A 24531-nucleotide genomic window follows, 5' to 3' on the forward strand; every position below is an offset into this window, starting at 1 on the left:
CTGGGCGGGCACCGCACTCCCACCTCATTCCGTTTGCCTGGTTGACACACATCGGCCGTTTCAGTACAAGGCGACCGTTTTCGCCACGTCGGGCAGCGTTCGCTCACGACCTCGGGAGGCGACCAGGGGCACGGATGTGCCCGAATCGCCCACGCGTTTCGGCGGCGCCGGACGTGACGGAGAGCCTCGGGCCGCCCGGCACGGCAGCACGGCGACGCGGCTTCACCCGATGCTCCGTGAGCCGAGGTGGGCGAGCAGCGAAGCGGTGCCGTCCTCCGCGGCGATCCCGTGGGCGAGCTCGACCGCGCGGCGGTGGTGGGCCGGCTCGGACAGGCAGGCCGTGATCGCGTCGCCGAGGGCTTCGGCGGTGAGGTTCTGGAACGGCACAGGCCGAGGTGCGACTCCCAGCCGGTACAGCCGGGACGCCCAGAACGGCTGGTCGGCCATGACGGGCACGGGCACGGCGGGAACGCCGGCCCGTAGCCCGGCCGCGGTGGTGCCCGCCCCGGCGTGGTGGACGACGGCGGCGGTGCGGGGGAACAGCCAGTCGTGCGGGACGTCGCCGACGGTCAGGATGTCGGCGCCGCGGCCGCTCAGACCGGCCCACCCCGCCTGCACCACCGCGCGCACGCCCGCCCGCTTCACCGCCGCGGTCACCAGTTCGCCGAGCCGCTCCCCCTGCCCCGGCGCCATGCTGCCGAACCCGATGAACACCGGAGGCGGACCGGCCTGGAGGAAGTCGGCCAGTTCGGCCGGGGGGCGCCGGCCGGCCGGTCGCGCGGGCCACCAGTAGCCCGTCACTTCGGCCCAGGACGGCCAGTCCTCGGGGCGCGGCACCACCAGCGGGCTGAAGCCGTGGAAGACCGGTCGGACGTCCACCGGCGCCGAGGGCACGTCGGCGGGCAGCCCGAGGCGGGCGCGCAGCCGGGGGACGGCGCTCGCGAAGACCCCTTCCGCGCGCCTGAGCACATCCCGGCCCGCGGCGAGGTTGCCCTCCGGCCCCAGGTCCTCGGTGCTCCGGGCGTTGGGCAGCGGGAACCGTCCGGTGGCGAAGGACGGTACGAGGTAGGTGCCGATGACGGGGACACCGAGCGCTTCACCGGCCGCCCGGCTGAGCGGTGCCGGGCCGAAGGCGGTGAGCAGCAGGTCGGCTCCGCCCGCCACGGCCTTCGCCACCCCATCGGCGAGCCCGTCCGCGTACGCCCTCGTCAGCGCCCGGGCCTCCTCCCGTGACGCTGCCCGGGCCCAGTCCCGGATCAGCCCCCGCGGGTCCCCCGGCATCGGCCGGTAGTCGAGACCGCACTCGCCGACGAGTGCCTCGAAGGACGGGTGAGCGGTCACGGCGACCCGGTGGCCCGCCTCCAGCAGGCGTTGCCCCAGGCCCGTGTAGGGCGCGACGTCTCCCCGTGAACCGGCGGTGACGATCAGGATTCGCATGGAGCGATTCTCCTCGGCACATGCCCGCCGGCCGCCGTCGCCCGCCCATCCTCGGACACGCGAGGGACCGCTCCCCCGGGCGGGCGGGGTGCACCTCCCCTTCGGCCCCTGCCTCCGGCTGACGCCTTGAGCCGCCCGGACGCCCCTCGCGCATACGGCGTCTTCGCGCCACCGAATTGACGAGATATCCGCTGCCAGGCTGGAGCAAACGCTTCCTACAGTGATCGCTGCCCGCGTGGGCCAAGGCGCTGGAGGGAGCCTCATGCCGATCCGCTCACTGGACGAACCGACCGATTCCCGGTACGAGGCCGACCGGGGCAACGGCACCGGCGTTCGCCTCCTCACCGCCGTGGACGGTATGGGTTTCACCGTGTGCCACCCGGTGGTCCGGGCGGGCACCTCCTCGTTCCCGGAATACCGTTCGCACCCGGAGGCCCGCTTCCGCCTGTCCGGGTCCGGGGAGATCACGGACCCGGCGGGCAACGGCCACCGGATCACCCCGGGGGTGCTCTACGCGCTCGACCAGCACGACCGACACCGGCTGCGCGCGGACCCGGACGGTGACATGACACCGCTCGGCATCTTCGATCCACCGCTGCGGGGCACGGAACGCCACACGCTCCACCGTGAGAAGGCGTCGTCCTACTGATGGGCGGCCCCGCGCGCCGCGGCGCTCCCGGCACCACCGGACACGGCTCGCACCTCACCGGGCTGTTCGAGGCGAACGCGGCGCGGCACCCCGCACGCGCCGCCGTGACCCTGGACGGCGCCACCGTCTCCTACGGGACGCTGAACGAGCTCGCCGACTCGTACGCGGCCCGGTTCCTCGGCCTCGGCCTCGGCGCGGGCGACCGCGCGGTGGTGTACGCGGACCTGTCCCTCGACGCCGTCGCGGCAGCCCTCGGGATCCTCAAGGCGGGCGGCTGCCTGGTCACCACGCACCCGACGTTCTCGCGGGGCAAGCTGGTCCGCCAGATCCGCGCCTGCGACGCCACCGCCCTGGTCACCGACCGGGCCGGGGCCCTGGGCGACCTCTTCGCCGACACCGGTCTGGCCGCCGTGCTCCCGCTGGGCGCCGGCGAGCCGCCGGGCGCCCCGACCCCACGACCGTACCCGCTCGGGCGCCCCAGGAAGGGTCCGGGCATACCGGTCGTGGGCCCGCCCGCCGCCGTCTTCTACACATCGGGCTCCACCTCCTCACCGAAGGGCGTGACGATCGGCCACCGCACCATGACAGCGGCCTTCGAGGCGGTCACCTCCTCACTCGGCCACACGGCCGACGACGTGGTGCTGAGCTGCACGCCCATCGGCTCCGACTTCGGCTTCTACAACGTCGTGATGCCGCTGGCCTTCGGCGGCCGGGTGGTGCTGCTGCGCGGGCTCACCGCGTCCGCGCGGGAGGTGTGGGACACGATCGGCGAGGAAGGCGTCACCGCCGTCCACGGCTTCCCCTCCCTGCTCGCCCACCTGTGCCGCGCAGACGGTCTCGGCCGGCGCCCGTACCCGTCCCTGCGGCTGCTGGCCAGCACCGGGCAGCGCCTCCCGGCGGAGCACATCAGGACACTGCGTGAGGCGCTCCCCGACGTGCCGATCCACTCGATGTACGGGCTCACCGAGTGCAAACGCGTGTGCGCCCTGCCGCCGGAGGAGATCGACCGCCGTCCCGGCTCCGTCGGCAGGCCCGTCCCCGGCGTGCGCGCCTACCTCGTGGACGACACCGGCGCTCTCGTCGAGGAACCCGGCGTGTCCGGCGAACTGGTGGTCGCGGGCGACCAGGTGATGCAGGGCTACTGGGGCGACCCCGAGCTGACCGGCCGGGTCCTGCGCACCGGCCTGTTCGGTGAGGACAGGGTGCTGTTCACGGGCGACCTGTTCGTCCGGGACGAGGACGGCTTCCTGCACTGGACCGCCCGCCGGGACGACACCTTCGGCCGATCGATGTTCAAGGTGAACCCGCACGAGGTCGAGGCGCGGCTCAGGCAGCATCCGCTGGTAGCCGACGCCGCCGTGGTGCCGGTGCCCGACGAGGAGGCGGGCGAAGTGCCCGCGGCCTGTGTCGTGCCTCGTGACAATCGCCTGCCCGACGCCGAGGAACTGCGCCGCCACTGCGCCGAAAGCCTCGACTGGCACATGGTGCCCGCGTTCGTGTTCCTCCGCGATGAGCTTCCGCGCACCGAGTCCGGCAAGACCGACCGGCGGGCCCTGCGGCAGGCACTCACCGAGCCGGCCCCCGAACCCGCCGACGACGGTCCCCGCGCGTACGTGGCGTCGTCCTCGATGGCCGGCCTCGCCGACCGCTTCGACGCGATCGCGACCGGGCGGGACCAGGTGCCACGCGTACCGGTGCGCTCCACGATCCGCGACGCCGTCCCCGACCGCCTCCTGCTGGACTACCAGGACGCCATGGTGGAGCGCTCCGGTCCGCTCTTCCGGCACTTCCTGGCCAGCGTGCCCGGTGTCCTGGAGGAGCTGTCCCGGGTCGGTGTCGCGCTGGTCCGCCTGGCCGCGCGCCGCGCCCAGCGCGACGGGCGCGGCCTGACCTTCTACGAGGCGGACGCGTTCGACGGCAGCAACGGACGCACCCTGGCGGCCTTCGCCGACGGCCGTGTCACCACCCTGACCAGCTCGCCCAACCGGGCCAACGAGCAGTGGTTCCGCACCTGGGCGGACCCGGCCCGCTCCCGCTACTTCCCCGATTCGCTGTTCCACCTCGACCGCGCCGGGCTGCGGGCGGTCCCGGAGTACGCGCCGTTCCGCGACGGCTTCGACGTGGTGTACGAGACGGCCGCGTTCCAGTTCTACGGCAAGGACCGTGCCGCGCAGATCGCACATCTCACCGAGGTGCTCAGGCCCGGCGGCCTGGCGTTCTTCCTGGAGAAGCTGAACCACCCCGACCCGCTGGAGTACGAGCGCCGGGAACAGGTCAAGGACAGGGTGCACAAGGCCCGTTACTTCCCTCCCGAGGAGATCGAGCGCAAACGGCAGGAGATGCTGACGCGGATGGTGGACGGTCAGGTGGAGTTCGACGACCTGGTGGGGGCGCTCGGCGACCGCTTCGCCCACGTCCACCTCCTGTGGAACGGAACCAACTTCTACGAGTTCGTGGCGTGTGACGACGCCGGGGTGCTCGCGGAGTTCCTGGAGCTGGCGGGGGAGCCGCTCGTCCCGGACGGCTTCTGCTTCGAGGACCCGGTCGTGCGCCGGGTCGGCGGGCACGGCGGGGCGGGGCCGCGGTGAGGGGCCCGGACACGCCTGTCGAGGGCGCCGACCCGGAAGTGCTCGCCACCGTCGACACGCTCGCCGGCCGGTGGGGCGGCCGGGCCGCCGAGGCGGAGCGGGAGCGCCGGCTGCCGGACGCGACCGTCGCCGAGCTGCTCGACGCCGGGCTGCTCCAGCTCGCCGCGCCGCCGGGCTGCGGCGGGCCGGGGCACAGCTGGCCCACGCTGGTGGAGGCGGCCCGGCGCGCGGCCAGGGCCTGCCCGTCCACCGGGTGGGTCATCGGGGTCGTCGGCGGGCACGCCGCGCTGGCCGGGCGGCTGCCCCGGGCGGCGGCCGAGACCGTCTTCGCGGCGGGTCCCCGACAGGTGTTCGCGACGGCGTCCGCGGCGGCCGACGGACGTTTCACCCGCGTCCCCGGCGGCTTCGAGGTGGCGGGCCGGTGGCGGTTCTGCTCCGCCGCCGACCACGCCGACTGGTTCCTGCTCAACGGCCACGGCGGCGATCCGGCGGACCGGGTGCTGATCCCGCTCTCCGCCGGGCAGGTGCGGGTCGAGGAGGGGTGGGACGTCTGCGGGATGGCCGGCACCGGGTCGCGGGACATCCGTGTGGACCGGGTCTTCGTGCCCGAGGCGCTGGCCGGCTCCCTGCCGCACTGCTTCGCCGAGCGGCAGCCGTCCGGTGGCGGGCCGTCGTCGTACTACCTCGACGAGGTGCCGTTCCTGCCGTACGTCAACAGTTGTGTGATCGGACCGGTGCTCGGCTGCGCCGAGGGCGCCCTCGCGGCCTGCCTGGAGCGGTTCGCGCGGGACGTCGGCGGATCGCGTCCGCTGGAGCAGCCGCTGGTGTGGGACGGGCTGACGGAGAGCGCGGCGGAACTGACCTGCGCCCGGCATCTGTACGAGGCCGTCTGCGCGCGCCTGCACGCGGCGGGGACCGCCCGGCGATCCCTTCCCCCCGAGGATGTCGCCGCGATCGGCAGGGACCGCGCCTATCTGGCCCGCCTGTGCGTCCGCTCCGTACAACGGCTGGTCCAACTGACCGGAACGGCCGCCCACTTCGCGGACGATCCGCTCGCCCGGCACTGGCGCGACCTGCAGATGGCGGCGGCCCACCGCGACCTGAACTGGGCCCGCAACACGGCGGCGTACGCGGCGACGGCCTTCACCGCCGGCGGAGCCGGAAAGCCCGGGGGTGCCGGACCGGCCGCCGGCAGCGCGGGGCCGCCCGCTGCGGGCGGGTGTGAACGGACCGCATGACCCCCCTGCGAAAGACCGCGTTCCCGCGCCGTGAGGGCCGATGGCTGCTGGGCGGTTTCCTGCTGTTCCTGCTCTCCTCCTTCGGCCAGACCTTCTTCGTCTCGCTCTTCGCCGAGGACGTCCGCGGCAGGCACGACCTCACCCATGGCTCCTACGGCGCCCTGTACATGGCGGCCACCCTGCTCGGTGCCATCGCCCTGACCAGGACGGGGCACCTGGTCGACCGCCACCCGGCGCGTCGGATCGTGCTCGTGAGCACGCCTCTGCTGGCGCTGGGAGCCGTGACCATGGCGTACTCGGCGGACCTCTTCACACTGTTCGGGGCCCTCGTCCTGCTGCGGCTGTTCGGGCAGGGCATGATGACGCACACCGCGTTCACCGTGCTGGGCCGCTGGTTCACCCGGTACCGGGGACGGGCGGTGTCCCTGGCCGCCCTGGGCCTGAACACGGGCGAGGCCGCCCTGCCGGCCCTGGCCGTCGCCCTGGCCGCCGCCTCCGGGTGGCAGTCCGTGTGGTGGGCGGCCGGATTCCTGGTGGTCGCCGTGGGCGCGGCCGTCGCGGCGCTGTTCAGGACGGAACGCGTCCCGCGCTCCGCGACCGGGTCACCGGCCCCGGCGGCGCCCGCCGCTGTCGGCTGGACTCGTGCCGAGGTCCTGCGGGACCGGTGCTTCTACCCCTTGCTGCTGGCCACCGCGGCGCCCGCGCTGATCGGCAACACCGTCTTCTTCCACCAGGTCCATCTGGCCCGGACGCGCGACTGGCCGCTCGAGGTGTTGGCGTCGGCCTTCCCGCTCTACGCGGTCCTGACCGTGCTGTGCAGCCTGGCCGGCGGCCTCCTGCTGGACCGTCTCACCGGGCTCGTGCTGCTGCCGGTCTTCCTGCTCCCGCTCGCCGGCGGCCTGGTGCTGCTCGGCACCGTCACGGCTCCCTGGAGCGCGTTCGCCTTCATGGCCCTGTACGGCGTCACCAACGGTCTCTCCCTGAGCCTGTTCGGCGCGGTGTGGCCCGAGGTGTACGGCACTCGGCACCTCGGCGCCATCAGGTCGGTGGTGGTGGCGGTCCTGGTCTTCGCCTCGGCTCTGGGTCCCGGGGCGGGCGGCCTGCTGCTCGACGCCGGTGTCGGTCAGCCGGTCCAGCTCGTCGTGCTGGGCGGGTACTGCCTCGTGGCCTCCGCGCTCGTCGCGCCCGTCACGCGGCGTCTGCGAGCCCGCGGCACCGCCGCCCTCGAGTCCTGAGGGCCGCCGCGCAGGCTCCGCTGTTCTCCACCACCCGCGTCACCGAGCCTGTCCGGGCCGTCCTCGCCCTCCGCCTCGCCACATCGGCGTGGGGTCGGAGAACGAGAACGCTCACCGTCTTCCGGACCGGGCCCGGAAGACGCCCGTCAACGCGTCCGCGACGGACCCGCGGAACGCCTCGTCGCCCGGGGGCGACCCCGGTGAAGAGTGGACCTACAGCTCGAACCTCGGCCACGGCGCGGGCATCGATCCAGGTGGTGGCGCGCAGGGGGCGGGTGCCTCCGGTTCCGCCGGCGGCGGGACGCTCGCACAGCGCGTCGGGCCAGGGGAGCATCGTGGTCCCGCCCGCGAGCAGGACGAGCGGGGCGTCGTCGTCGCCGAACGACTCGATGCCCGGGTTGATCCCCCGGGCGTCGACGGCGGTCATCGGATCACCGCGGGACGTCGTAGGTCAGGTGCGTCGCGGTCGAGGTCGCGGTCACGCCGCGCTGCACCAGCCCGCGTGGCGCTCCGCCGGTGAACAGCGGCGTCCCGGCCCCCAGTACGACGGGCGCGAGGTGCAGCGTCAGCGCGTCGACCAGCCCGGCGTCGAGTGCCGAGCCGATCGTGGCACCGCCGCCCATGAGGACGACATCGAGTTCCTTGCCGCTGTCCCGGGACGCCGCCTCGGCGCGCTCGCGCGCGGTGGTGACGGCGTCGGGCAGTCCGCTGGTGACGAACGTCCAGTCGAGGTCGGTGAGCCGCACCGATTTCGGCGGTGAGCTCGTCACGACGACGAACGCGGGTTCGCCGACCTCGCCGGCGCCGTAGCCGGTCCTGTCGTCCCAGCCGTTCGGCCCGTCGACGACGTCGAAGAGACGGCGGCCGAGGACGACGGCGCCCGAGCGGGCGGTGGCCTCGCGCAGGATCCGGCGGTCGTCGGGGTCCTCGGAGAACGCCCAGGTGTGCAGGGCCTCGCCACCGGTGCCCATGCCGTTGTCCAAGCCGGGGTCGGGCCCGGTGACGAAACCGTCGAGGGAGATCGAGATGTCGGCGATGATTCGGGTCATGCCGGGGCAGACCCGATCCACTGCCCGAACTCATCGCTCAGGCGTGAGGCTCGGCTCCTCCCCGGCCGCGCCGACGCCCGGCAACGCGCCACTTGGAGCCACGAGGTCCGGGCACTTCGGGTGGTCTCGTCGGCCGGGCCGACAGGACCACCCGGTGTGGAACCAGGCCGTGATCACGGGACCGGTGGCGAAGGGGAGGGCCAGGGCGACGCCACCGGCCCGCCGGGGGTGAGGTCGGCGACCGCGGCGGCGGTGACGGTGCCGAGGGTCCGGCCGGGGTGGGGATTCGGTGCACCTCGCGGGGCCTGCGATTCGCGGAGCCGTTCGCTTGTTCCGGAGGAGGAATCCACTCGTGCACCGCGTGGCGCATGACGAAGTGAGCGGTCGGGAACCGGTCATCGGACCTCGCCCTCCGGTACGTCACCGCGCCACACGGCCGGCCGAGCACGGCCGGCCCGGCCTCTCCATCAGCGCGTGCCTGTCGCCGCAGTGCCGTAGGCGTACAGGACGATGGCGCCGGCCACGCAGGCGAGGATCATCCAGGAGGCGAGGCGCGTCCGTCTCCCTCTGCGCCCGGGACGTCTCGGCTTCTCGGACCGCTTGGTGCGGCCGGAAGCCGCCGGGGCGGGCGGCGCGGCGTCGGCGGCGGTCTCGGCGAGCAGACGACGGCAGGCCGTGGCGAGTTCGCCGGTGCCGGATCGGAGCGGTACGACGGTCTGCGAACGCGCCGGAGCGGTGGTGCCGCCGTCGAGGATGCGGCCCGCGCGGAGCAGGATCTCTCCCTCGCGGCCCGCGGGGGCCAGGCTGATCCAGCGCTGCACGTGTTCGCCCCGGATGACCACCTCCCCGGCTCGGCCCCGGTACACGGTGTGCCGGCGCCAGAGCATGTCCGCTAACTGCGTGGCGGTTTCCTTCAGTTGGGCGCTCAAGGCCCGTCCCCCCTCGGAGCCGTACGGTTGATCGAACGGGGATCGTACTCCAGCGTCTTCGCTTCGCCCTGGGCGGCCCGGGGTAGCGCGGCGGTGAGGGCCGGAATGCCGCCGGACAGGGATGCGCAGGAGCTCCCGTGTCGCCCCCTCCACGGCGGTGGCCCGGACGAACGCGCCTTCGCCGGGGGCTGCCCCGCGTGTCGGACCGCGGCTGTCGTCCTGGCCGGTGCGTGGGAGAGGATCGGAGGCGGCCTGGCCCATCGAGCAGTCAAGAGGTAACCGTGGTTGGCACGACACGGACGTTCGAACTCTTCCGGTTCGCGGATACGGTGCAGAGCGTCACCGCCGAAGTGAGATGCGGCGAACCTCCGACGATGGGCGACGAGCGGTACTACGCAGCCGAGATCGTTCTGAAGAGCGACTTCGTCACCGGGCGGGTCGATCTGTGGGTGTCGCTTGAGGATCTGGACGAATGGGAGCGGTGTCTCGACACTCTTCAGGCTGAGGAGGGGGTCGAGTGGCCGGCCGGCGGCCGCGGTGCCTGGCTGGCCGTGCTTCCCGAGGACCCCGTGGAGGTGACCGTGCACGACTCGCCGTCCACGCAGATTGCTGTGCGTGTGCCGATCGACGTCGCCTCGGACTGGCTGGAGGAGAACCGGCTGCGCTTGGACCACGTCCGGAAGGCTGTCGCACCCGCCTCGTAAGGCCCCCGGGGGGTGACGATCCGCGTATGGTCGGAGTGGTCACGGCATCGCGACCGCCCCCGGACAGGCCCGTCCACCGGGCTGAGCCCGTGCTGCCTCGGCAAGCCGGTGGGCGCGCCGCGCGCGTGGCCTGCCCGCTACGGGCGCAGTTCCAGGTCGATGTGCGGGGACAGTGCGCGGAGGAAGTCGAGGGCGTCGAAGGCTTCGCCGGCGGAGACGACTCCGACCGTTCCGGTCCGCCCGGCGAGGATGCGGTCGATCGCTTCCACCGCGAGCGGCGCGGTGACGGCGTAGATGTCCCGGCCCTTCGCGACAGCACGCCGTTCCCGGCCACCGGAGCGTACGACGGCGTCGACGAGGAAGGTCTGTGCGGACCGCCCGCGCTCGTCGGCCGCGGCCGGCGCCGGAGTGTCGGGGGCCGACACGTCTCCGGCTGCCTCGACCGTCATGTGGGTGCGCACTTCGGGGATGGGCAGGTGACTGGGAATGGTGACGACGTCGGCCATCGTGAACTCCGCGACGACGGCCCGGGGGCCCATCGGGTCGGGGAAGGGCCACTCCAGGGTCGACGGGGCGTCCTGGTGGTACTCGACACGCCCGTTGGTGTAACGGACTCCCCGACCGCCCCGCCGCTGCCGGGAGATCGCTCCCGCGGTACGCGTCCCGGCGGTGGGATGCCAACCGCTCAGCCCGTATGCGACGTGTGCCTCGTCGGCCTCCGTCCAGTCGCCCATCGCGGCGGTGATCAACAGGTCGCCGAGGCCGCCGTAGAAGGCCATCGCCGGGACGACGGTCGTTCCCGCGGCGCGGGCGCGGTCCGTGAAGTGTGTGAACGTGTCGATGTTGGCCTCGATCTCGGCCGCCACGTCCACGTACGGGATTCCGGCGCGCAGTGCCGCCTCGATCACGGGGGCGGCCGTCGCGGCGAAGGGCCCGGCACAGTTGATCACGGCTACCGCGCCGGCCAGCGCGCGGTCGAGTGAGGCCGGGTCGTCCACCGATGCCGGACGGACATCCGAACCGGGTCCGAGCGCCGTTGCCAACGTTTCCAGCTTTCCGGCGTCGCGGCCGGAGAGAACCGGGGCGAACCCGCGGTCCCGCAGTTGTGCCACCACGAAACGCCCGGTGTGCCCGTACGCGCCGTACACGGTGATCATGGGCTCCGCTGTCATGGATGTTTCCTTTGCTCGAATGATCCGCTCGGATCCGCCACGATCATCCTGACGGGGGCAGGCACCCCACACGAGTGTCCGGAACGACATGACGCATACAATTCCGGACGTGAACACAGTCGCGCTGGCCGTCACCGACGGAATGCTGCACTTCGAACTGTCCGTCGCGTACGAGGTCTTCGGCTCCGCCCCGGCCGGCGTGGCAGGTCCCTGGTACGACCTCGTCGTCTGCGGACCGGACACCGTGCGGGCCGGCCGGTTCGGGCTGGAGCCCGACCACGGCCTCGACCGGCTCCCGAGCGCCGACACCGTGATCGTCCCGGGCTGGGCCGACATCGACGAGGAGCCACCCGCCGACCTGGTCGACGCGGTGCGCGCGGCCCACGAGGCGGGCGCGCGCGTCGCCTCCCTCTGCACGGGCGCGTTCGTGTTGGCCGCCGCCGGTCTGCTCGACGGGCTGCGCGCGACCACGCACTGGGCGCACACCCGAGTTCTGGCCACCCGCTACCCCCGGGTGACGGTGGACCCGGACGTCCTCTACGTGGACAACGGCAGCGTGCTCACCTCCGCCGGCAAAGCCGCGGCCATGGACCTGTGCCTGCACCTCGTCCGCCTCGACCACGGCTCGTCGACCACCAACGCTGTCGCCCGCCGCCTGGTCGTGCCGCCGCACCGGGACGGCGGCCAGGCCCAGTTCGTCACCACCCCGGTACCCGCCCCGGACAACCACCCGCTCGCCGAGCTGTTCCCCTGGGTGCTCGAACGGTTGGACCAGCCGTTGACCGTGGAGGACCTGGCTCGTCGGGCACGGGTGAGTTCACGCACCCTCGGCCGCCACTTCAGGTCGGTGACCGGTACCACCCCGCTGCAGTGGCTGCTGACGCAGCGGATCCGCCACGCCCAGGAGTTGCTGGAGACCACCGACGACAGTGTCGACACCATCGCGGCGGCCACCGGCATGGGCACCGCCACAACGTTGCGCCGGCACTTCAACCGCACGGTCGGCGTGCCTCCGGACACCTACCGCCGCACATTCCGTTCGAGGGCACGCTCCGACCACGACGACAGCGAGCAGTACCCCTCCTGAGCCGTCGCCAGGAGCGCCACCGGCACCGTCGGAAGCGGCCGATCGCCGTCGGCGGCGGCGTCGAAGTCGGCCGGTGCACCGGACGCTCGACGACGGCGCCTCCGACCTCACCACCCGTCTCCGTCACACCGTCACGCTCCTGCGTGGCGGCGACTCGCGTCCCGGCACGCTGCGGCACCTCCCCGGCTGCCGCTTCTGCCCCGCGATTGCTGCCACTGCTCACCCTCTCCGCCCGCGTGAGCATGGACACAGGAAAGCGATACGGAACCGGCACCCGGACCCGAGTTGACACCATGGCAGGCGGCTGCCATCACGAGCGACGTCCGCCACCCGGAGGGCAGCCACCTGAAGTGGCTGGTCGATCCGGCGCCGGCGGCCCGGCTCCTCGGTGAACTCGCCGCGCTCACGGTCCGGCCCCCCGACGGTGGCCACGACCGGACGACCCCCGTGGAAAGGACCTTCGTGCTCCTCCTCGTACCGGTGGTGTTCCTCGCCGCCCTCGCATTGATCGTCTTCTGCCTGCTCCAGTGCCTCAGGGTCGTCCTCCCGGGAAACGGGAGCCGGTCCGGATGGCGCCGTGCGGTCGTCGCCGCCACCTATGCCTGCGCGGCCATGACCACGGCCTCGTACTCGTGGGGGGCCATGGACCTGATATCGACCGTGGCCGTGGCGCAGGACGGCGGGGCGGACTCGGCCCCGTTCCCCTCCGACCACCCGTGCAGGTCCCAGTTGAAGGGGGCGGTGGACTACGACGTCCACTTCCTCACCCTGCGCACGGTGTGCGTCATGGAGGACGGAGGGCTCAGAACAGTGGACGACGTGCCGCAGCGGGTCCGGGAGACGGCAGCGGTATCGGCTGCCTGCACCGCCGTACTGGCCGTGGCCGCGGCGGCCGTCGGAATCCCGCGGACGCGCCCCCCTGCCGGCGGGCGCCATCGGTGACCTGAGCCGGAGATCCTCCGGCGGTACGCGGCGACTTTGTCGATGAACAGCGGATCCGTGGACGACGCGAAGGTCCACGACCGGTGCGGAGCGCCAGGGCGAACGCGCGGTGGTCGAGCCGCCGGGTGCTGGTTCCCGATGGGGGTGCGGGGCCGGTGGCGGTCGTAGCGGATGTTCCGGACGCCGAGAGCCTCACGGCGTCGGTCTTCTGACGTCCAGGTGCGGGCGTACAGGAACTCCTCGGAGATGATCCGGTTGTAGCGCTCCACCTTCCCGTTGTGCCGTGGCGTGTAAGGCGTGATCCGCCGGTGCCGCGAGCCGAGCAGCACCCGCGGGAGGGCTTCGGCGCGGTGGCAGGCTCCGTTGTCGGTGACGATCCGCTCGATGCGGGTGATGCCGTGGGTCACGAACCACGCACGGGTGCGGTGCATGAACGCGGTCGCAGTAGCCGCTCTCTCGTCAGGCGACGCTTCGGTGTGGATGAGTGGGGAGTAACCGTCGACCGCGGAGCGCAGGTCGACCCACTTCGGCGCGCACGCGCGAGAGGTGCCCGTCTCAGCGGCCACGTGTGCGATGGGGCGGGTGGGTCGTGTGTCGAAAGCGGATCCTGAGCTGTGGGTGATCGTTGTCCCTGGGCCGGGGAGATCTCACGGACGAGCAGGGGGCGGTGCCGGAACCGTTGTCGCCGAAGGGGACGAGGGCGGGGCGACCTGCGGAAGGAACCGCCGGGCGGCGTGTTCACCGAGCCCGGTGATCACGGGCTCGGACGCTCGCGCGGCGGGTTCACCACCAAGCTGCACCCGGCCGTCGAACAGGGCCGGAAACCCATGTCCATCGTCGACTACCGCGAGCGTCACGCGGTCGAGTGCGGAACCAACCGTCTCAAGAGCCACCGCGCTGTCGCCACACGCTACGACAAGCTCGCCGTCCGCTACGAGACGACCGTTCCCGTCGCTGCCGTCAACGGGTGGCTGTGCCCCTCCGCCGTCATGCGGGGACACAGGTGGCCGGTTCGACCAGCTCCGCCGCCGATCGCCCAGCGATCCACTGCCGAAACGCCTGAAGCGTGACTTCGGCTGCTTCCACTACCGGCGAGGGGTCTCCTGCACGCTGAGCACCGCCCCGTCCTTCATTACGGCAGTCACCACCCGCTCGTCCACGACGGAGCCGTCCATGAGGTGGCGCTCCAGGAACCGGTGCACTTCGGGGGTGATGCTGGTGACGTCCTCGATCTGGATCGACAAGCCAGGCCGGCTACCGCCTGCGCCACGCAGGAGTTCCCGCAGCGTCTCAAGGTCGAGAATCGCTCCGTCTGTCGTCACCAGCGCGAAGGACTCGTGGTGTGCGCCCAGGAAGGCGTCGAGGCTTTCGGCCTTTCCGTCCCTCAGCCAGGCGGCCAGATGGTCGTGATGCCGGGTCAAGAAGTTTCTATTCACTCTTCAACTGTGCCAGTTGATTCCTGCCGGCGGGTGGGGAGCGATGTGCGCCCTGGCGCACGAGGGTCGATGCGGCACCAGGGCACTCCTGGCACCCACCCTGGACGCCAGGCCTTTCTGTCACCTCGTGGCGAGTGTGAGAGTTTTCGCGACGTCGCGGATGGCGATGGTCGCGATGCCGCTCCTGCGTTCGGCGGTGGAGGCGAGAATCATGCCGTCCATGACTGCCGCGACACGCTCGACCGGGGCCTGCGAGTGGGCACACACGTCGAGAAGCTCGCGCAGTTGGCGGTCCACGTGCTCGCGCAGCCGAGCGAGGTACAGCGAGAGCGGCTCGCTCTCGTGGGCACAGGCGATGACCCGTGCGATCGTCCCGGCCGGCGTCCCGTCGTCGAGCCGAGGGCCGTAGTACGACCTCAGCAAGAGGGTCGCTGCCTCCTGGGCTTCGGTCGGCTGGTCGCGGGCCCCGTCACCGACACGGTGGGGCGCCGTCGCCACGGGCGGCCCGGTGGGCTGGACCGTACCGCTGCCGGCGTTCGCCGTGCTCGGGCTCGTATTCGCCTGGCGCCGCGCGGCGCCCCGGCCCGGAATCCGTCCAAGCCGCTCGCCGAGACCCAGCCCGTCCACTGGGCGAAGCCGGTCCCCGACACGGAGACAGGCATCGCACCGGCCCTCGTCAATTGCTCCGACAGGGCCGGCGAGGGCCGATTCGCACGCGTGTGGGTTCGGGGGAAGGCTGCGCCGATCGACTTTCGATACACGGCCCGAGGCAGTGTTCGACCGGCCGCCGACGACCTTCGAGGGACAGCGGCGCGTTGCGATGAACCGTCCGCGTCAGCGTGCGCCAGGACGCATCGCAGCCGCGGTGTCCGCCGCAACGGCCAGCGCGTCGGTGGGCGGCCGGTCGAGCAGTCCCACGAGGTCGGGGCTGGAGCTGCCGAGGAACCCATGGCGGACACTGGTGGCGATCGAGGCGAGCATCGGCGGCTGGAACGGCAGCAGCGCGTCGTCCGCGAGGAGGCGGGCGCGGTACTCGCCGAGCCCGATCGTCCGGTGGGCGACGTCGAGACGTTCGGCGACGTCGCCGGCGGTGATCGGGGCGCCGACCAGGTCGTAGGTCTTGGCGACGTGCGCGGTCGGGTGGCCGGCAACGACGGCTGCGGCTGCGGCCAGGTCCGCCCGAGCCACCGCGGAGAGAGCGCCATCGCCGAAAGCTGACTCCAGGCCGTCGGGCGTCCACGTCAACAACGCTCCGAAGAGCTCGGCGTAGAGCCCGTTGCGGAAGATCGTCCACCCGAGGCCGCCGGCCTTGACCAGATCCTCGGTGGCGCGGTGGGCGAGCGCGAACCCGAGGTGATCCCCGGTGCCGGTCAGGCTGGTGTAGATCACGTGCGCGACGCCGTCGCGGACCGCAGCGTCGAGGAGGGCCCGGTGACGAGCGATGACCTGGTCGTCCTCGGCATATCCGGCCGAGACCAGGACCAGCGTCGAGACACCGGTGAGGTCCAGGCTGGTGGGGTCGTCGAAGTCCAGGTGACGCTGCCCGTCGGAGGGTGTTCGGCTGCCCCCCAGGGCGGGCACCCTCCGGTCGGCCAGCTCCTGGAGCGTGAGGGAGGCGAGCTGTCCGTTCGCGCCGGTCACCATGATCATTGGGGTTCGGTCTCCTACCGTGGTTCTCTTCAGTGACTACGGCGATCCTGAACCGACCGCGGTCGGCCCACAAGGAGGCAGTCTCATGTCAGTGAGGCACACCGATGTAACCGCTGGACCCGCGGAGCTGGAACCGTGCGGGCAGCCGGACCACCCCGACTGCGGGATCCGCGACGTGCTCGACCGCGTGGGCGACAAGTGGTCGGTCCTCGTGATCGTCGAGCTTGCAAACGGGGCCCGGCGCTTCCGGCAACTTCAGCGCGCCATCGATGGAATCTCCCAGCGCATGCTGACACTGACCGTCCGCCGGCTGGAACGCGACGGGCTGGTCCTTCGGACCGTCTACCCAACCGTGCCCGCCCAGGTCGACTACCGACTCACCGAGACCGGCGCAAGCCTGACCCACCTCGTCAAGGCACTGGCCGACTGGTCACTCGAGCACCGGGACACCATCGCCCGTGCCCGCCAGGCTTACGACGCGCAGCATCCCGGCAACGAGATCCGGTGACCGTCGGCGCCGACGACGTCGTGACCCGCAACAGCCAGGGGGCGTCAAGTCCCTTCTCTCTCGGTCGGTGATCGCCCGTTCGTGGTGCCGGTCGCGTCCGCTCGCGACAACGCCGCCGGCACCGCCTTGCTCGTCCAGACGGCGCCCCGGGCCGGCGAGTTGCGCGGCCGGGCGGGGCGCCACCGGCCCGCCCCGCGCGGTGTGTCCGTCGGTGACGTCAGGAACTCCCGACGGGTTGCTCGGTCCAGATGGTCTTGCCGCCGGGGGTGTAGCGGCTGCCCCAGCGGTGGGCGAGCTGGGCGACGAGGAACAGACCGCGGCCACCCTCGTCGGAGAGCCGGGCGCGCCGCATGTACGGCTGGGACTGACTGGGATCGGAGACCTCGCAGACGAGCCGGTGGTCTTTGATCAACCGCAGTCCGACGGGACCGCCGGCGTGGCGGACGGCGTTGGTGACCAGTTCGCTGATGATGAGTTCGGTGGCGAAGCCCAGCTCGTCCAGACCCCAGTCGGCCAGTTGCGCGGAGACCAGGGATCGGGCGTGTGCGACGAGGCTGGGGTCGGCGGGCAGTTGCCAGAAGGCCGTGTGGTCGGCCGGCACCCGGTCCACGCGGGCCATGAGCAGGGCGAGGTCCTCCTCCCGGTCGTGTTCCCGCAGGCGGGCCAGGAGGCGGTGCCCGACATCGCCCAGTGGCCGGTCGGTGCCTGCCGCGGTCCGCGCGCCTTCGCGGGTCCGTTCCAGGTCCCGTTCGGTGCTCCGCGTCATCGCGGTGAGCGGTCCGCTGTGGAAGGCGAGGACGTCGCCCGGCCGCAGGAGCAGTTCCACCGGTTCGAAGGGCTCGGTCCCGCCCCCCAGTGGGGGTCCGGGGTGGAGTTCGACGTCGTCCGCGACACGGTCGTGCCCCCTGACCACGATGGGGCCGGAATGGCCCGCACTGGCGATGAGGCACTGGCCGGTGACCGGGTCGTAGGTGGCGTACAGGCAGGTCGCTCCGTGCAGGGAGCCGACGGTTGACGCCGCCCGGTGCCCCTCGTCCTCGCCGATGCGGGTCACCAGGTCGTCCAGATGGCTCAGCAGTTCATCGGGGGGCGGATCCAGATCGGCCAGGGTCTGCACCGCCGACCGCAGGCGGCCCATCGCCCCGGCGGCGTTCACCCCGCGCCCGGCCACCTTGCCCACCACGAAGGCCACCCGGACACCGGAGAGCCGGATCACGTCGTACCAGCTGCCGCCGGTCCCGGCCGCGGTACCGGCCGGCGCGTACGTCCCCGCGGTCTCCGCCGCGGTCAGACGTACCACCGGAGGCGGCAGCAGACTGCGCTGCAAGGCCTCGGCCGTGCGCCGCTCCCGGGTGTAGCGCCGGGCGTTGTCCAGGCCCAGGGCCAGCCGGGAGCCGATCTCCTCGGCCAGGGCGGCATCGCCCCGGTCGAACGGAACGCGGTCCCCGGTGCGCCACAGCGGAACGGCGCCCAGTACGGTCCCGCGCGCCCGCAGCGGGAGGGCCAGGAAGGAGGTCGCGGCCTCGGGCAGGGTCAGCCGGGACCGCTGCGGATCCCGCGCCGCCGCCCTGCGCAGACCGCTCAGGTCCGGCATGATGCCGACCGACCCCCGGCACAGGTGCTCCCGCTCGACGTTCCCGATCGAGAACCGCTCCCCCAGGGCATAGACCTCTCCCGGCCACAGCCCCTCTCCGGCCGCCACCGCCACACGCCGCAGCGAGGTGTCCGCGGTCAGTTCCCCGGGCTCCTCCCCCGCCAGCACCTCCTCGGTGAGGTCGACCGCGCCCAGATCGGCGAACACCGGCACCAGCAGGTCGACCAGTTCCTCGGCGTTGCGCGCCACGTCCAGCGAGCCACCGACGCGCACCGCCGCCGCGTGCAGCAGGTCCAGCCGCTGCTGTGCGCGCGGACTGGAGGCCAGCACGCCGCCTCCGGCCAGTGCCACCCGCATCCCCAGCTCGTCCTCGAGCTCGGCTCCCACCGCGGGCACCAGCCAGACGAGGAAGTGCGCCTCGCCCCCTCCGGTGAGCGCGAACACGCTCACGTCCACGTCCACCCGGCCGCCGCCGGCCCGCCGCAGCACCGCGCGTCCGCTGCTGCGGCGCCCGTGCTCGGTCCCCTCGGTCAACTCCGCCCACGCCGACGGATCCTCGAGGAAGGACTTCAGTTCCCTGCCGCGGAGCTCTCCGGCCGAGCCGCCCAGCAACTCCGGCACGGGCCGCGTGCACGTCATCACCGCACCGGCGGCGTCCAGCACCAGTTCGGCGGGCTGTCCCCAGCTCGCCGACCCGGTCCCGAGGAGACCGCCATGGTCGGTCACAACGCCTCCCACCTCGACGCCGTCACAGTGCCCCGCACCTTCCAGGAGAGAGCTTCGGCACGCTCGCCGCAACTCGGCCGCGTCGTGCTCGCACCACTGCGCGGTGGGCTTCCGTCCGTGGTCCGGTCCGCTTCCCGGACCGCGCCCGTGCCGCGGCGGGTCTCGCCGGGGCCTGCCCAGGGGCAGCGCCCTCAGCCACGCGGAGCGTCGACCTGCTCCCCCACCGCTGGAGGCCGTGTCTGCCGGGGGAGCTCCCCGACACGTTCGAGTGCCTCGCCGGTCAGCACCTCGTGAGGCGGGCCGTCCCCGACCGGCCGGCCGGCGTGGAGCAGCAGACAGTGGTCGGCCCGTCCGGCGGCCGCCAGGTCGTGGGTGACGTGTACGACCGTGGCGCCCTCCGCCGCCGCCTCGCCGAGGACCTCGGTGATCAACCGCTGGGCTTCCGGGTCGAGGCCGGCGGTCGGTTCGTCGAGCAGCAGGAGGTCGGCTTCCTGCGCGAGCCCTTGGGCCACGAGCGCACGTTGCCGCTGTCCTCCGGAGAGTTCACCGAGCCGCCGCTCCGCGAGTTCGCCGATGCCGAGGCGGTCCATGCACGCCTCGACCACCGACCGGTCGCGCGAGGACATGCGCCCGAGCAGTCCGAGGCGTTCCCATCTGCCCATCGTGACGGTGTCGCGCACCGTGACCGGCAGCGCGTCGGAGACGGTGCTGCGCTGTGCCACGAGGGCGGGGCGGGTGGAGGTGCGGTGGGTCACCGTCCCGGCCCGGACGGGGATCACGCCCGCCAGCACGCCGAGGAGCGTGGACTTGCCCGATCCGTTCGGTCCCACGACGGCGGTGGTGGCCGATCCCGGTATCCGCGCGCTGAACCGGGACAGGACCGTTCGTCCCGCGTAACCGGCCGACACCTCGTCAAGTGTCACCTGCTGTTTCACCTGGGCATCTCTCCCGCATGGAATTGTAATGACAACGGTTTTCATTATAGGTTCATGTGTCATGGAGTGGTTGACCGGCCCCTTCGAGGTGGCCTTCGTGCAGCGCGCCCTGTGGGGCGGCGTCCTGGTGTCGCTGGTCTGTGCCCTGGCCGGCACCTGGGTGGTGCTGCGCGGCATGGCCTTCCTGGGCGACGCGATGTCACACGGCATGCTGCCGGGAGTCGCGGTCGCCTCGCTGCTGGGAGGGAACCTCCTGGTCGGTGCGGCCGTGAGCGCGGCCGCCATGGCGCTGGGGGTCACCGCCCTCGGCCGCGCCCCCCGGCTGTCGCACGACACGGGCATCGGCCTGCTCTTCGTGGGGATGCTCGCCCTGGGCGTGATCATCGTTTCGCGCTCCCAGTCGTTCGCCGTCGACCTGACCGGGTTCCTCTTCGGTGACGTGCTCGCGGTGCGCGAGAGCGACCTCGTTCACCTCGCCGTGGCCCTGGTGATCGCCCTGGTCGTCTCCGCGGTGGGGTACCGGCCGTTCGTCGCCCTGGCCTTCGACGAACGCAAGGCCCACACCCTGGGCCTGCGCCCCCGCCTCGCGCACACCGCGCTGCTGGGGCTGCTGACGCTGGCCATCGTCGCCTCGTTCCACGTGGTGGGGACGCTGCTGGTCTTCGGCCTGCTGATCGCTCCCCCGGCGACGGTCCTGCCCTGGGCCCGGCGCATTCCGTCGATCATGGTCGGCGCCGCCTGCCTGGGTACGAGCGCGACGTTCCTCGGCCTGCTGCTGCCCTGGCACCTGGGCACCGCTGCCGGAGCGACGATCGCCGCGGTCGCGGTCGCGCAGTTCCTGCTCTCCCATCTCGCCGCCGGCCTCCGGGCCCGCCTGCCCGGCCCCGCACAGCCCTCCCCCACCAACTCCTGAACGCCCTCGTCCCCGTGAACGGAGTGCAAGCGCCCGTCATGAAACACGTCAAGACCCGCGCGGCGGTCGCCCTCGGCGCGGCCGTGCTGCTGGCCGGCTGTCAGAACGGCCCGGACCGCGCCGAGTCCGCCGAGGCCGAACCGTCCGCGTCCGCCGTACCCCATGGTCACGTCGGAGGAGCCGAGGAGACCGCCGAACAGCAACCGCGCCTGGTGCTGGCGGACACCCGCACCGGCGAGATCGGCGTCCTGGACCTCGTGACCGAGGACGTCACCCGCGTGGGACGGGTCGAGGGCGTGCGGGACATCGCCGGCGACGGCCGGTTCGCCTACCTGGGCACCGCCGGCGGGGCCCACGTCGTCGACAGCGGGGCCTGGACGGTGGACCACGGTGACCACGCGCACTACTACCGCTCGAAGATCCGCGATGTCGGGGAGATCGGCGGGGGGCGGCCGGAGCACGTCCACAGCGACACCGCCCTCACCGCGATCACCTTCGACGGCGGCGCTCGACTGTTCGACCGCACCGCGCTGGAGAACGGCAGCGTCGGCGAGGGACGCCCCGTCACCGGCCGCCCCGGGAAGGGGCCGGTCGTCCCCTACCGGGAGCACCTGCTGGTCGCGGGAACGGGCGCCGCACAGGACACCGTCGAGGCGCGCGACCGCGAGGGAGAGCCGGTGGCGTCCGTCGCCGAGCGGTGCCCACAGGTGCGCGGCACGGCCGTGACCCGCCGCGGTGTCGTCTTCGGCTGCTCCGACGGCGCCCTGCTCGTCACCGAGGAGGACGGCGAGTTCGCCGGGAAGAAGATCCCCTACGGGCACCCCGTGGACGCCGAAGACCGGGCCGTCGCGTTCGACCACCGGCCCGGCGGCACCACCCTCGTCGCCACGGCCGGCGACGACGCGGTGTGGGTGCTCGACATCACCGAGCGGACCTGGAAGAAGGTGGAGACCGGTCCCGTCGTCGCCGCCAACACCGCGGGCGAGGGCACGCCGCTGCTCGCCCTCACCGAGGACGGCACCCTGAGCGCGTACGACCTCGCCACCGGGAAGCGGACCGCGAGCACCGAGCTGCTGGCCGGGGCGTCGCCGGAGCAGATCGCCTCGGCGGTCGTCGAGGTCGACACCGGCCGCGCCTACGTCAACGACGTCGCGGCACGGAAGGTCCACGAGATCGACTACAACGACGACCTGCGACGGGCCCGCACCCTCGCCGTGGACTTCGCCCCCACCCTGATGGTGGAGACCGGACGGTGAGGGCCGGTGTCCCGGCGGCCCGGCGCCGTGCCGCGGCGGTCCTGCTCACCGCCCTGGCCTGCGTCCTGCCGCTCCTCGGCGGCTGCTCCACCGGTGGCGACGGCGACCGCCCCGGCGTGGTGGTCACCACCAACATCCTCGGCGACATCACCCGCAACGTCATCGGCGACGAGGCCGAGGTGACGGTGCTGATGGAGGCGGGCGCCGACCCGCACTCCTTCGGCGTCTCCGCCCCGCAGGCGGCCTTGGTCGAACGGGCCGACCTGGTGGTGTACAACGGGCTCGGACTGGAGGAGAACGTCCTGCGGCACGTGGACGCCGCCCGCGAGGCGGGCACCGCCACCTTCGCCGTCGCAGAGGCCGTCGATCCCCTCCCCTACACCTCGGACGACAGCGCCGGACGGCCCGACCCCCACTTCTGGACCGACCCCCACCGGGTCCGCACCGCGGTCGGCCTCATCGCCGAACAGGTCGTGGAGAACGTCGACGGCATCGACGCCGCCGCGGTACGGAAGAGCGCCGACCGGTACGGGGCGAAGGTCGATGACCTCGCCTCCTGGATGCGACAGCGCTTCGAGGCGATCCCCGAGGACAGGCGCAGCCTGGTGACCAACCACCACGTCTTCGGATACCTGGCCCAGCGGTTCGGCTTCCGCGTCATCGGCGCCGTGATACCCAGCGGCACCACCCTGGCCTCCCCCAGCGCCTCCGACCTGGAGTCCCTGGCCACCGCGGTCCGGGAGGCGAAGGTCCGCGCGATCTTCGCCGACTCCTCCCGGCCCGACCGGCTGGCCCGCGTCCTCCGGCGCGAGAGCGGCCTGGACGTCGAGGTCGTCCCGCTGTTCTCCGAATCCCTCACCGAGGAGGGCGGGGGAGCCCCCACCTACCTGGACATGATGCGGGCCAACACCACGGCGATAGCCGACGGCCTGGGCAACGACCGACCCGCAGACCGACCCACACAGCCCCCGTCCACGGACGGACCGCAAGAGAGAAAGAACACGACATGAGAGACACGGCACGCCCCCGGAAGGCCGCGGGCATCGCCCTCCTCCTGGCCGCCTCCCTCGCGCTCACCGCGTGCGGCGGACAGCAGACCCAGGAGACCGGGTCCTCCGCGAAGAAGTCCGACGCGAGGTCCGGCGCCCCGACCCCGGCGGTCACGGACCCCGTCGTCACCACCTACGACGGCGGCCTCTACGTCCTGGACGGCGAAACCCTCGAAATCGCCGAGGACATACCCCTGCCGGGCTTCAACCGGATCAACCCGGCCGGCGACGACCGCCATGTGATGATCTCCACCAGCGACGGATTCCGCGTCCTGGACGCGGCCGGCGGCAAGCTCACGGACATCGAGTTCCAGGGGGCCAAGCCCGGCCATGTGGTCCACCACGCCGGCAGGACCGTGCTGTTCACCGACGGCACCGGCGAGGTCACCGCCTTCGACCCCGACGACCTCGCCGGCGGGAAGCCGAAGACCACCACCTACACCGCCCCCTCCCCCCACCACGGCGTCGCCGTCGAACTGGCCAACGGCCACCTGGTCACCACCCTGGGCACCGAGGAGGAGAGGACCGGCATCACCGTCCTCGACGAGAACCGCGAGGAGATCACCCGCAACGAGGAGTGCCCCGGCGTCCACGGCGAGGCCACCGCGAAGGACGAGGCCGTCGTCATCGGCTGCGAGGACGGCGTCCTGATCCACCGGGGCGGCACCATCACCAAGGTGGACAGCCCCACCGAGTACGGCCGCATCGGCAACCAGGCCGGATCCGAGGACTCCCCCATCGTCCTGGGCGACTACAAGAAGGACGCCGACGCCGAACTGGAGCGCCCCGAGCAGGTCTCCCTGATCGACACCCGCACCGGCGAGCTCCGCCTGGTCGACCTCGGCACCAGCTACACCTTCCGCTCCCTGGCCCGCGGCCCGCACGGCGAGGCCCTCGTCCTGGGCACCGACGGAGAGATCCACGTCATCGACCCCGAAGAGGGGAAGGTCACCCGGACCATCCCCGTCATGGACCAGTGGCGCGAACCGCTGGAGTGGCAGCGGCCCCGCCCCGCGATCTTCGTCCGCGACCACACCGCCTACGTCTCCGACCCCGCCACCCGCAGGCTCCACGCGATCGACATCGAGTCCGGTGAGCAACGCGCCTCGGTGACCCTGCCCAAGGCGCCCAACGAGCTCAGCGGTGTGAGGCACTGACTCCCCGCCGGGCCCGGCACGCGGCCGTGCCGGGCCCGGTGCGCGGGCCCCTTCGCGCCCGACTCGTTCCACGGCCCCCGGCGCCCGCCCCGGACTCGGCCGGCCGGCCGACCCCGACCCGGTGGAACCACACCCCGACACCGCTCGCCGCGGTTGCCGTCGGGACGGCCTGGCTTCGAGACGCCAGGTCTTTCGACTTTCTGAGGACAAAATATGGACGGCCAGAGCGAAAGTCCTTACCGTCTTGGTCGCAACCACTCCCTCAGGTACAGCGCGA

At 72.6% G+C, this 24531-nt stretch carries 21 protein-coding genes and 2 pseudogenes; 13 read left to right on the forward strand and 10 right to left on the reverse strand.

Annotated features, from left to right (window positions below; genetic code table 11):
* Window positions 1–222 precede the first annotated feature (222 nt).
* Entirely contained in the window at window positions 223–1437 is a 1215-nt protein-coding gene (locus tag F0L17_RS00635) for a glycosyltransferase (RefSeq protein ID WP_155069267.1), read from the reverse strand.
* A 262-nt stretch (window positions 1438–1699) separates the two neighbouring features.
* Between F0L17_RS00635 and F0L17_RS00640 the strand changes: the two genes are divergently transcribed.
* From F0L17_RS00640 to F0L17_RS00655, 4 genes are read left to right on the forward strand one after another with little or no spacing between them, the layout of a single operon-like run.
* Entirely contained in the window at window positions 1700–2086 is a 387-nt protein-coding gene (locus tag F0L17_RS00640; protein WP_155069268.1) for an ectoine synthase, read from the forward strand.
* Window positions 2086–4674, forward strand: coding sequence for an AMP-binding protein (locus F0L17_RS00645; RefSeq protein WP_155069269.1), 2589 nt, complete (start codon window positions 2086–2088; stop codon window positions 4672–4674). The genes F0L17_RS00640 and F0L17_RS00645 overlap by 1 nt, the downstream gene beginning before the upstream one ends.
* Complete coding sequence (locus F0L17_RS00650) at window positions 4671–5912, forward strand: acyl-CoA dehydrogenase family protein (RefSeq protein WP_162465620.1); 1242 nt, start codon at window positions 4671–4673, stop codon at window positions 5910–5912. Before F0L17_RS00645 ends, F0L17_RS00650 begins: the two co-directional genes overlap by 4 nt.
* Window positions 5909–7147, forward strand: a complete 1239-nt coding sequence (locus tag F0L17_RS00655) for an MFS transporter (protein ID WP_155069271.1) — start codon at window positions 5909–5911, stop codon at window positions 7145–7147. The genes F0L17_RS00650 and F0L17_RS00655 overlap by 4 nt, the downstream gene beginning before the upstream one ends.
* Before the next feature lie 431 nt (window positions 7148–7578).
* On the opposite strand, the gene F0L17_RS00665 is transcribed toward F0L17_RS00655, so the two are convergent.
* Together F0L17_RS00665 and F0L17_RS00670 are read right to left on the reverse strand one after the other, a co-directional pair.
* The gene (locus tag F0L17_RS00665) at window positions 7579–8196 is read right to left on the reverse strand and encodes a dihydrofolate reductase family protein (RefSeq protein WP_155069272.1); all 618 of its coding nucleotides are present in this window, start codon (window positions 8194–8196) and stop codon (window positions 7579–7581) included.
* Between the two features lie 467 nt (window positions 8197–8663).
* On the reverse strand, window positions 8664–9083 hold the full coding sequence (locus F0L17_RS00670; protein WP_155072968.1) for a hypothetical protein: 420 nt from the start codon (window positions 9081–9083) through the stop codon (window positions 8664–8666).
* A 323-nt stretch (window positions 9084–9406) separates the two neighbouring features.
* On the opposite strand from F0L17_RS00670, the gene F0L17_RS00675 reads away from it, so the two are divergent.
* Complete coding sequence (locus F0L17_RS00675) at window positions 9407–9829, forward strand: DUF5959 family protein (protein WP_162465621.1); 423 nt, start codon at window positions 9407–9409, stop codon at window positions 9827–9829.
* A gap of 137 nt (window positions 9830–9966) precedes the next feature.
* On the opposite strand, the gene F0L17_RS00680 is transcribed toward F0L17_RS00675, so the two are convergent.
* Complete coding sequence (locus tag F0L17_RS00680; protein ID WP_155069273.1) at window positions 9967–11001, reverse strand: saccharopine dehydrogenase family protein; 1035 nt, start codon at window positions 10999–11001, stop codon at window positions 9967–9969.
* 109 nt (window positions 11002–11110) lie between these two features.
* Between F0L17_RS00680 and F0L17_RS00685 the strand changes: the two genes are divergently transcribed.
* Entirely contained in the window at window positions 11111–12088 is a 978-nt protein-coding gene (locus F0L17_RS00685) for a helix-turn-helix domain-containing protein (protein ID WP_338017897.1), read from the forward strand.
* Between the two features lie 318 nt (window positions 12089–12406).
* Window positions 12407–12493: pseudogene (locus tag F0L17_RS00690) on the forward strand (alpha/beta hydrolase); the annotation flags it as partial.
* A 650-nt stretch (window positions 12494–13143) separates the two neighbouring features.
* Here the strand turns inward: F0L17_RS00690 and F0L17_RS27275 are convergent.
* A pseudogene (locus F0L17_RS27275) lies at window positions 13144–13554 on the reverse strand (integrase core domain-containing protein); the annotation flags it as partial.
* Window positions 13555–13764: 210 nt separating this feature from the next.
* On the opposite strand from F0L17_RS27275, the gene F0L17_RS26910 reads away from it, so the two are divergent.
* The gene (locus tag F0L17_RS26910; RefSeq protein WP_238419192.1) at window positions 13765–14100 is read left to right on the forward strand and encodes a hypothetical protein; all 336 of its coding nucleotides are present in this window, start codon (window positions 13765–13767) and stop codon (window positions 14098–14100) included.
* Between the two features lie 15 nt (window positions 14101–14115).
* On the opposite strand, the gene F0L17_RS00705 is transcribed toward F0L17_RS26910, so the two are convergent.
* The 3 genes from F0L17_RS00705 to F0L17_RS00715 form a co-directional block, all read right to left on the reverse strand.
* A complete protein-coding gene (locus F0L17_RS00705) occupies window positions 14116–14466 on the reverse strand; it encodes a hypothetical protein (RefSeq protein WP_338017898.1) in 351 nt (116 codons plus the stop codon).
* A 120-nt stretch (window positions 14467–14586) separates the two neighbouring features.
* Entirely contained in the window at window positions 14587–14889 is a 303-nt protein-coding gene (locus F0L17_RS00710; protein WP_155069276.1) for a hypothetical protein, read from the reverse strand.
* A 411-nt stretch (window positions 14890–15300) separates the two neighbouring features.
* Window positions 15301–16116 (reverse strand): NAD(P)H-binding protein, encoded by an 816-nt coding sequence (locus F0L17_RS00715; RefSeq protein ID WP_155069277.1) that lies wholly within the window; start codon window positions 16114–16116, stop codon window positions 15301–15303.
* Window positions 16117–16201: 85 nt separating this feature from the next.
* On the opposite strand from F0L17_RS00715, the gene F0L17_RS00720 reads away from it, so the two are divergent.
* A complete protein-coding gene (locus F0L17_RS00720; protein WP_155069278.1) occupies window positions 16202–16624 on the forward strand; it encodes a winged helix-turn-helix transcriptional regulator in 423 nt (140 codons plus the stop codon).
* Window positions 16625–16841: 217 nt separating this feature from the next.
* Here F0L17_RS00720 and F0L17_RS27280 read toward each other — a convergent pair whose 3' ends face one another.
* Both F0L17_RS27280 and aztA read right to left on the reverse strand, forming a co-directional pair.
* The gene (locus tag F0L17_RS27280; protein ID WP_155069279.1) at window positions 16842–18944 is read right to left on the reverse strand and encodes a SpoIIE family protein phosphatase; all 2103 of its coding nucleotides are present in this window, start codon (window positions 18942–18944) and stop codon (window positions 16842–16844) included.
* A gap of 191 nt (window positions 18945–19135) precedes the next feature.
* Window positions 19136–19924 (reverse strand): zinc ABC transporter ATP-binding protein AztA, encoded by a 789-nt coding sequence (gene aztA, locus F0L17_RS00730; RefSeq protein ID WP_238419193.1) that lies wholly within the window; start codon window positions 19922–19924, stop codon window positions 19136–19138.
* A 16-nt stretch (window positions 19925–19940) separates the two neighbouring features.
* Here aztA and aztB point away from each other — a divergent pair, with 16 nt between their 5' ends.
* From aztB to aztD, 4 genes are read left to right on the forward strand one after another with little or no spacing between them, the layout of a single operon-like run.
* Window positions 19941–20792, forward strand: coding sequence for a zinc ABC transporter permease AztB (aztB, locus tag F0L17_RS00735; RefSeq protein WP_155069281.1), 852 nt, complete (start codon window positions 19941–19943; stop codon window positions 20790–20792).
* A gap of 38 nt (window positions 20793–20830) precedes the next feature.
* The gene (locus tag F0L17_RS00740) at window positions 20831–22048 is read left to right on the forward strand and encodes a hypothetical protein (protein ID WP_155069282.1); all 1218 of its coding nucleotides are present in this window, start codon (window positions 20831–20833) and stop codon (window positions 22046–22048) included.
* Window positions 22045–23058 (forward strand): zinc ABC transporter substrate-binding protein AztC, encoded by a 1014-nt coding sequence (gene aztC, locus F0L17_RS00745; RefSeq protein ID WP_420802362.1) that lies wholly within the window; start codon window positions 22045–22047, stop codon window positions 23056–23058. Before F0L17_RS00740 ends, aztC begins: the two co-directional genes overlap by 4 nt.
* Window positions 23055–24254: a zinc metallochaperone AztD gene (aztD, locus tag F0L17_RS00750; protein WP_155069283.1), complete on the forward strand. Its 1200-nt coding sequence runs from the start codon at window positions 23055–23057 to the stop codon at window positions 24252–24254. Before aztC ends, aztD begins: the two co-directional genes overlap by 4 nt.
* Window positions 24255–24531: the final 277 nt, after the last annotated feature.

It is taken from the genome of Streptomyces taklimakanensis, from assembly GCF_009709575.1.
Classification (GTDB): domain Bacteria; phylum Actinomycetota; class Actinomycetes; order Streptomycetales; family Streptomycetaceae; genus Streptomyces; species Streptomyces taklimakanensis.

Excerpts from the sequence above, each read along its gene's own strand:
- F0L17_RS00715 (WP_155069277.1), bottom strand. The coding sequence starts at position 16,116 with ATGATCATGGTGACCGGCGCGAACGGACAGCTCGCCTCCCTCACGCTC.
- F0L17_RS00645 (WP_155069269.1), top strand. The coding sequence starts at position 2,086 with ATGGGCGGCCCCGCGCGCCGCGGCGCTCCCGGCACCACCGGACACGGC.
- F0L17_RS00720 (WP_155069278.1), top strand. The coding sequence starts at position 16,202 with ATGTCAGTGAGGCACACCGATGTAACCGCTGGACCCGCGGAGCTGGAA.
- F0L17_RS00680 (WP_155069273.1), bottom strand. The coding sequence starts at position 11,001 with ATGACAGCGGAGCCCATGATCACCGTGTACGGCGCGTACGGGCACACC.
- F0L17_RS00740 (WP_155069282.1), top strand. The coding sequence starts at position 20,831 with ATGAAACACGTCAAGACCCGCGCGGCGGTCGCCCTCGGCGCGGCCGTG.
- F0L17_RS00670 (WP_155072968.1), bottom strand. The coding sequence starts at position 9,083 with ATGCTCTGGCGCCGGCACACCGTGTACCGGGGCCGAGCCGGGGAGGTG.
- aztA (WP_238419193.1), bottom strand. The coding sequence starts at position 19,924 with ATGAAAACCGTTGTCATTACAATTCCATGCGGGAGAGATGCCCAGGTG.
- F0L17_RS00665 (WP_155069272.1), bottom strand. The coding sequence starts at position 8,196 with ATGACCCGAATCATCGCCGACATCTCGATCTCCCTCGACGGTTTCGTC.
- aztB (WP_155069281.1), top strand. The coding sequence starts at position 19,941 with ATGGAGTGGTTGACCGGCCCCTTCGAGGTGGCCTTCGTGCAGCGCGCC.
- aztD (WP_155069283.1), top strand. The coding sequence starts at position 23,055 with ATGAGAGACACGGCACGCCCCCGGAAGGCCGCGGGCATCGCCCTCCTC.
- F0L17_RS00635 (WP_155069267.1), bottom strand. The coding sequence starts at position 1,437 with ATGCGAATCCTGATCGTCACCGCCGGTTCACGGGGAGACGTCGCGCCC.
- F0L17_RS00640 (WP_155069268.1), top strand. The coding sequence starts at position 1,700 with ATGCCGATCCGCTCACTGGACGAACCGACCGATTCCCGGTACGAGGCC.
- F0L17_RS00655 (WP_155069271.1), top strand. The coding sequence starts at position 5,909 with ATGACCCCCCTGCGAAAGACCGCGTTCCCGCGCCGTGAGGGCCGATGG.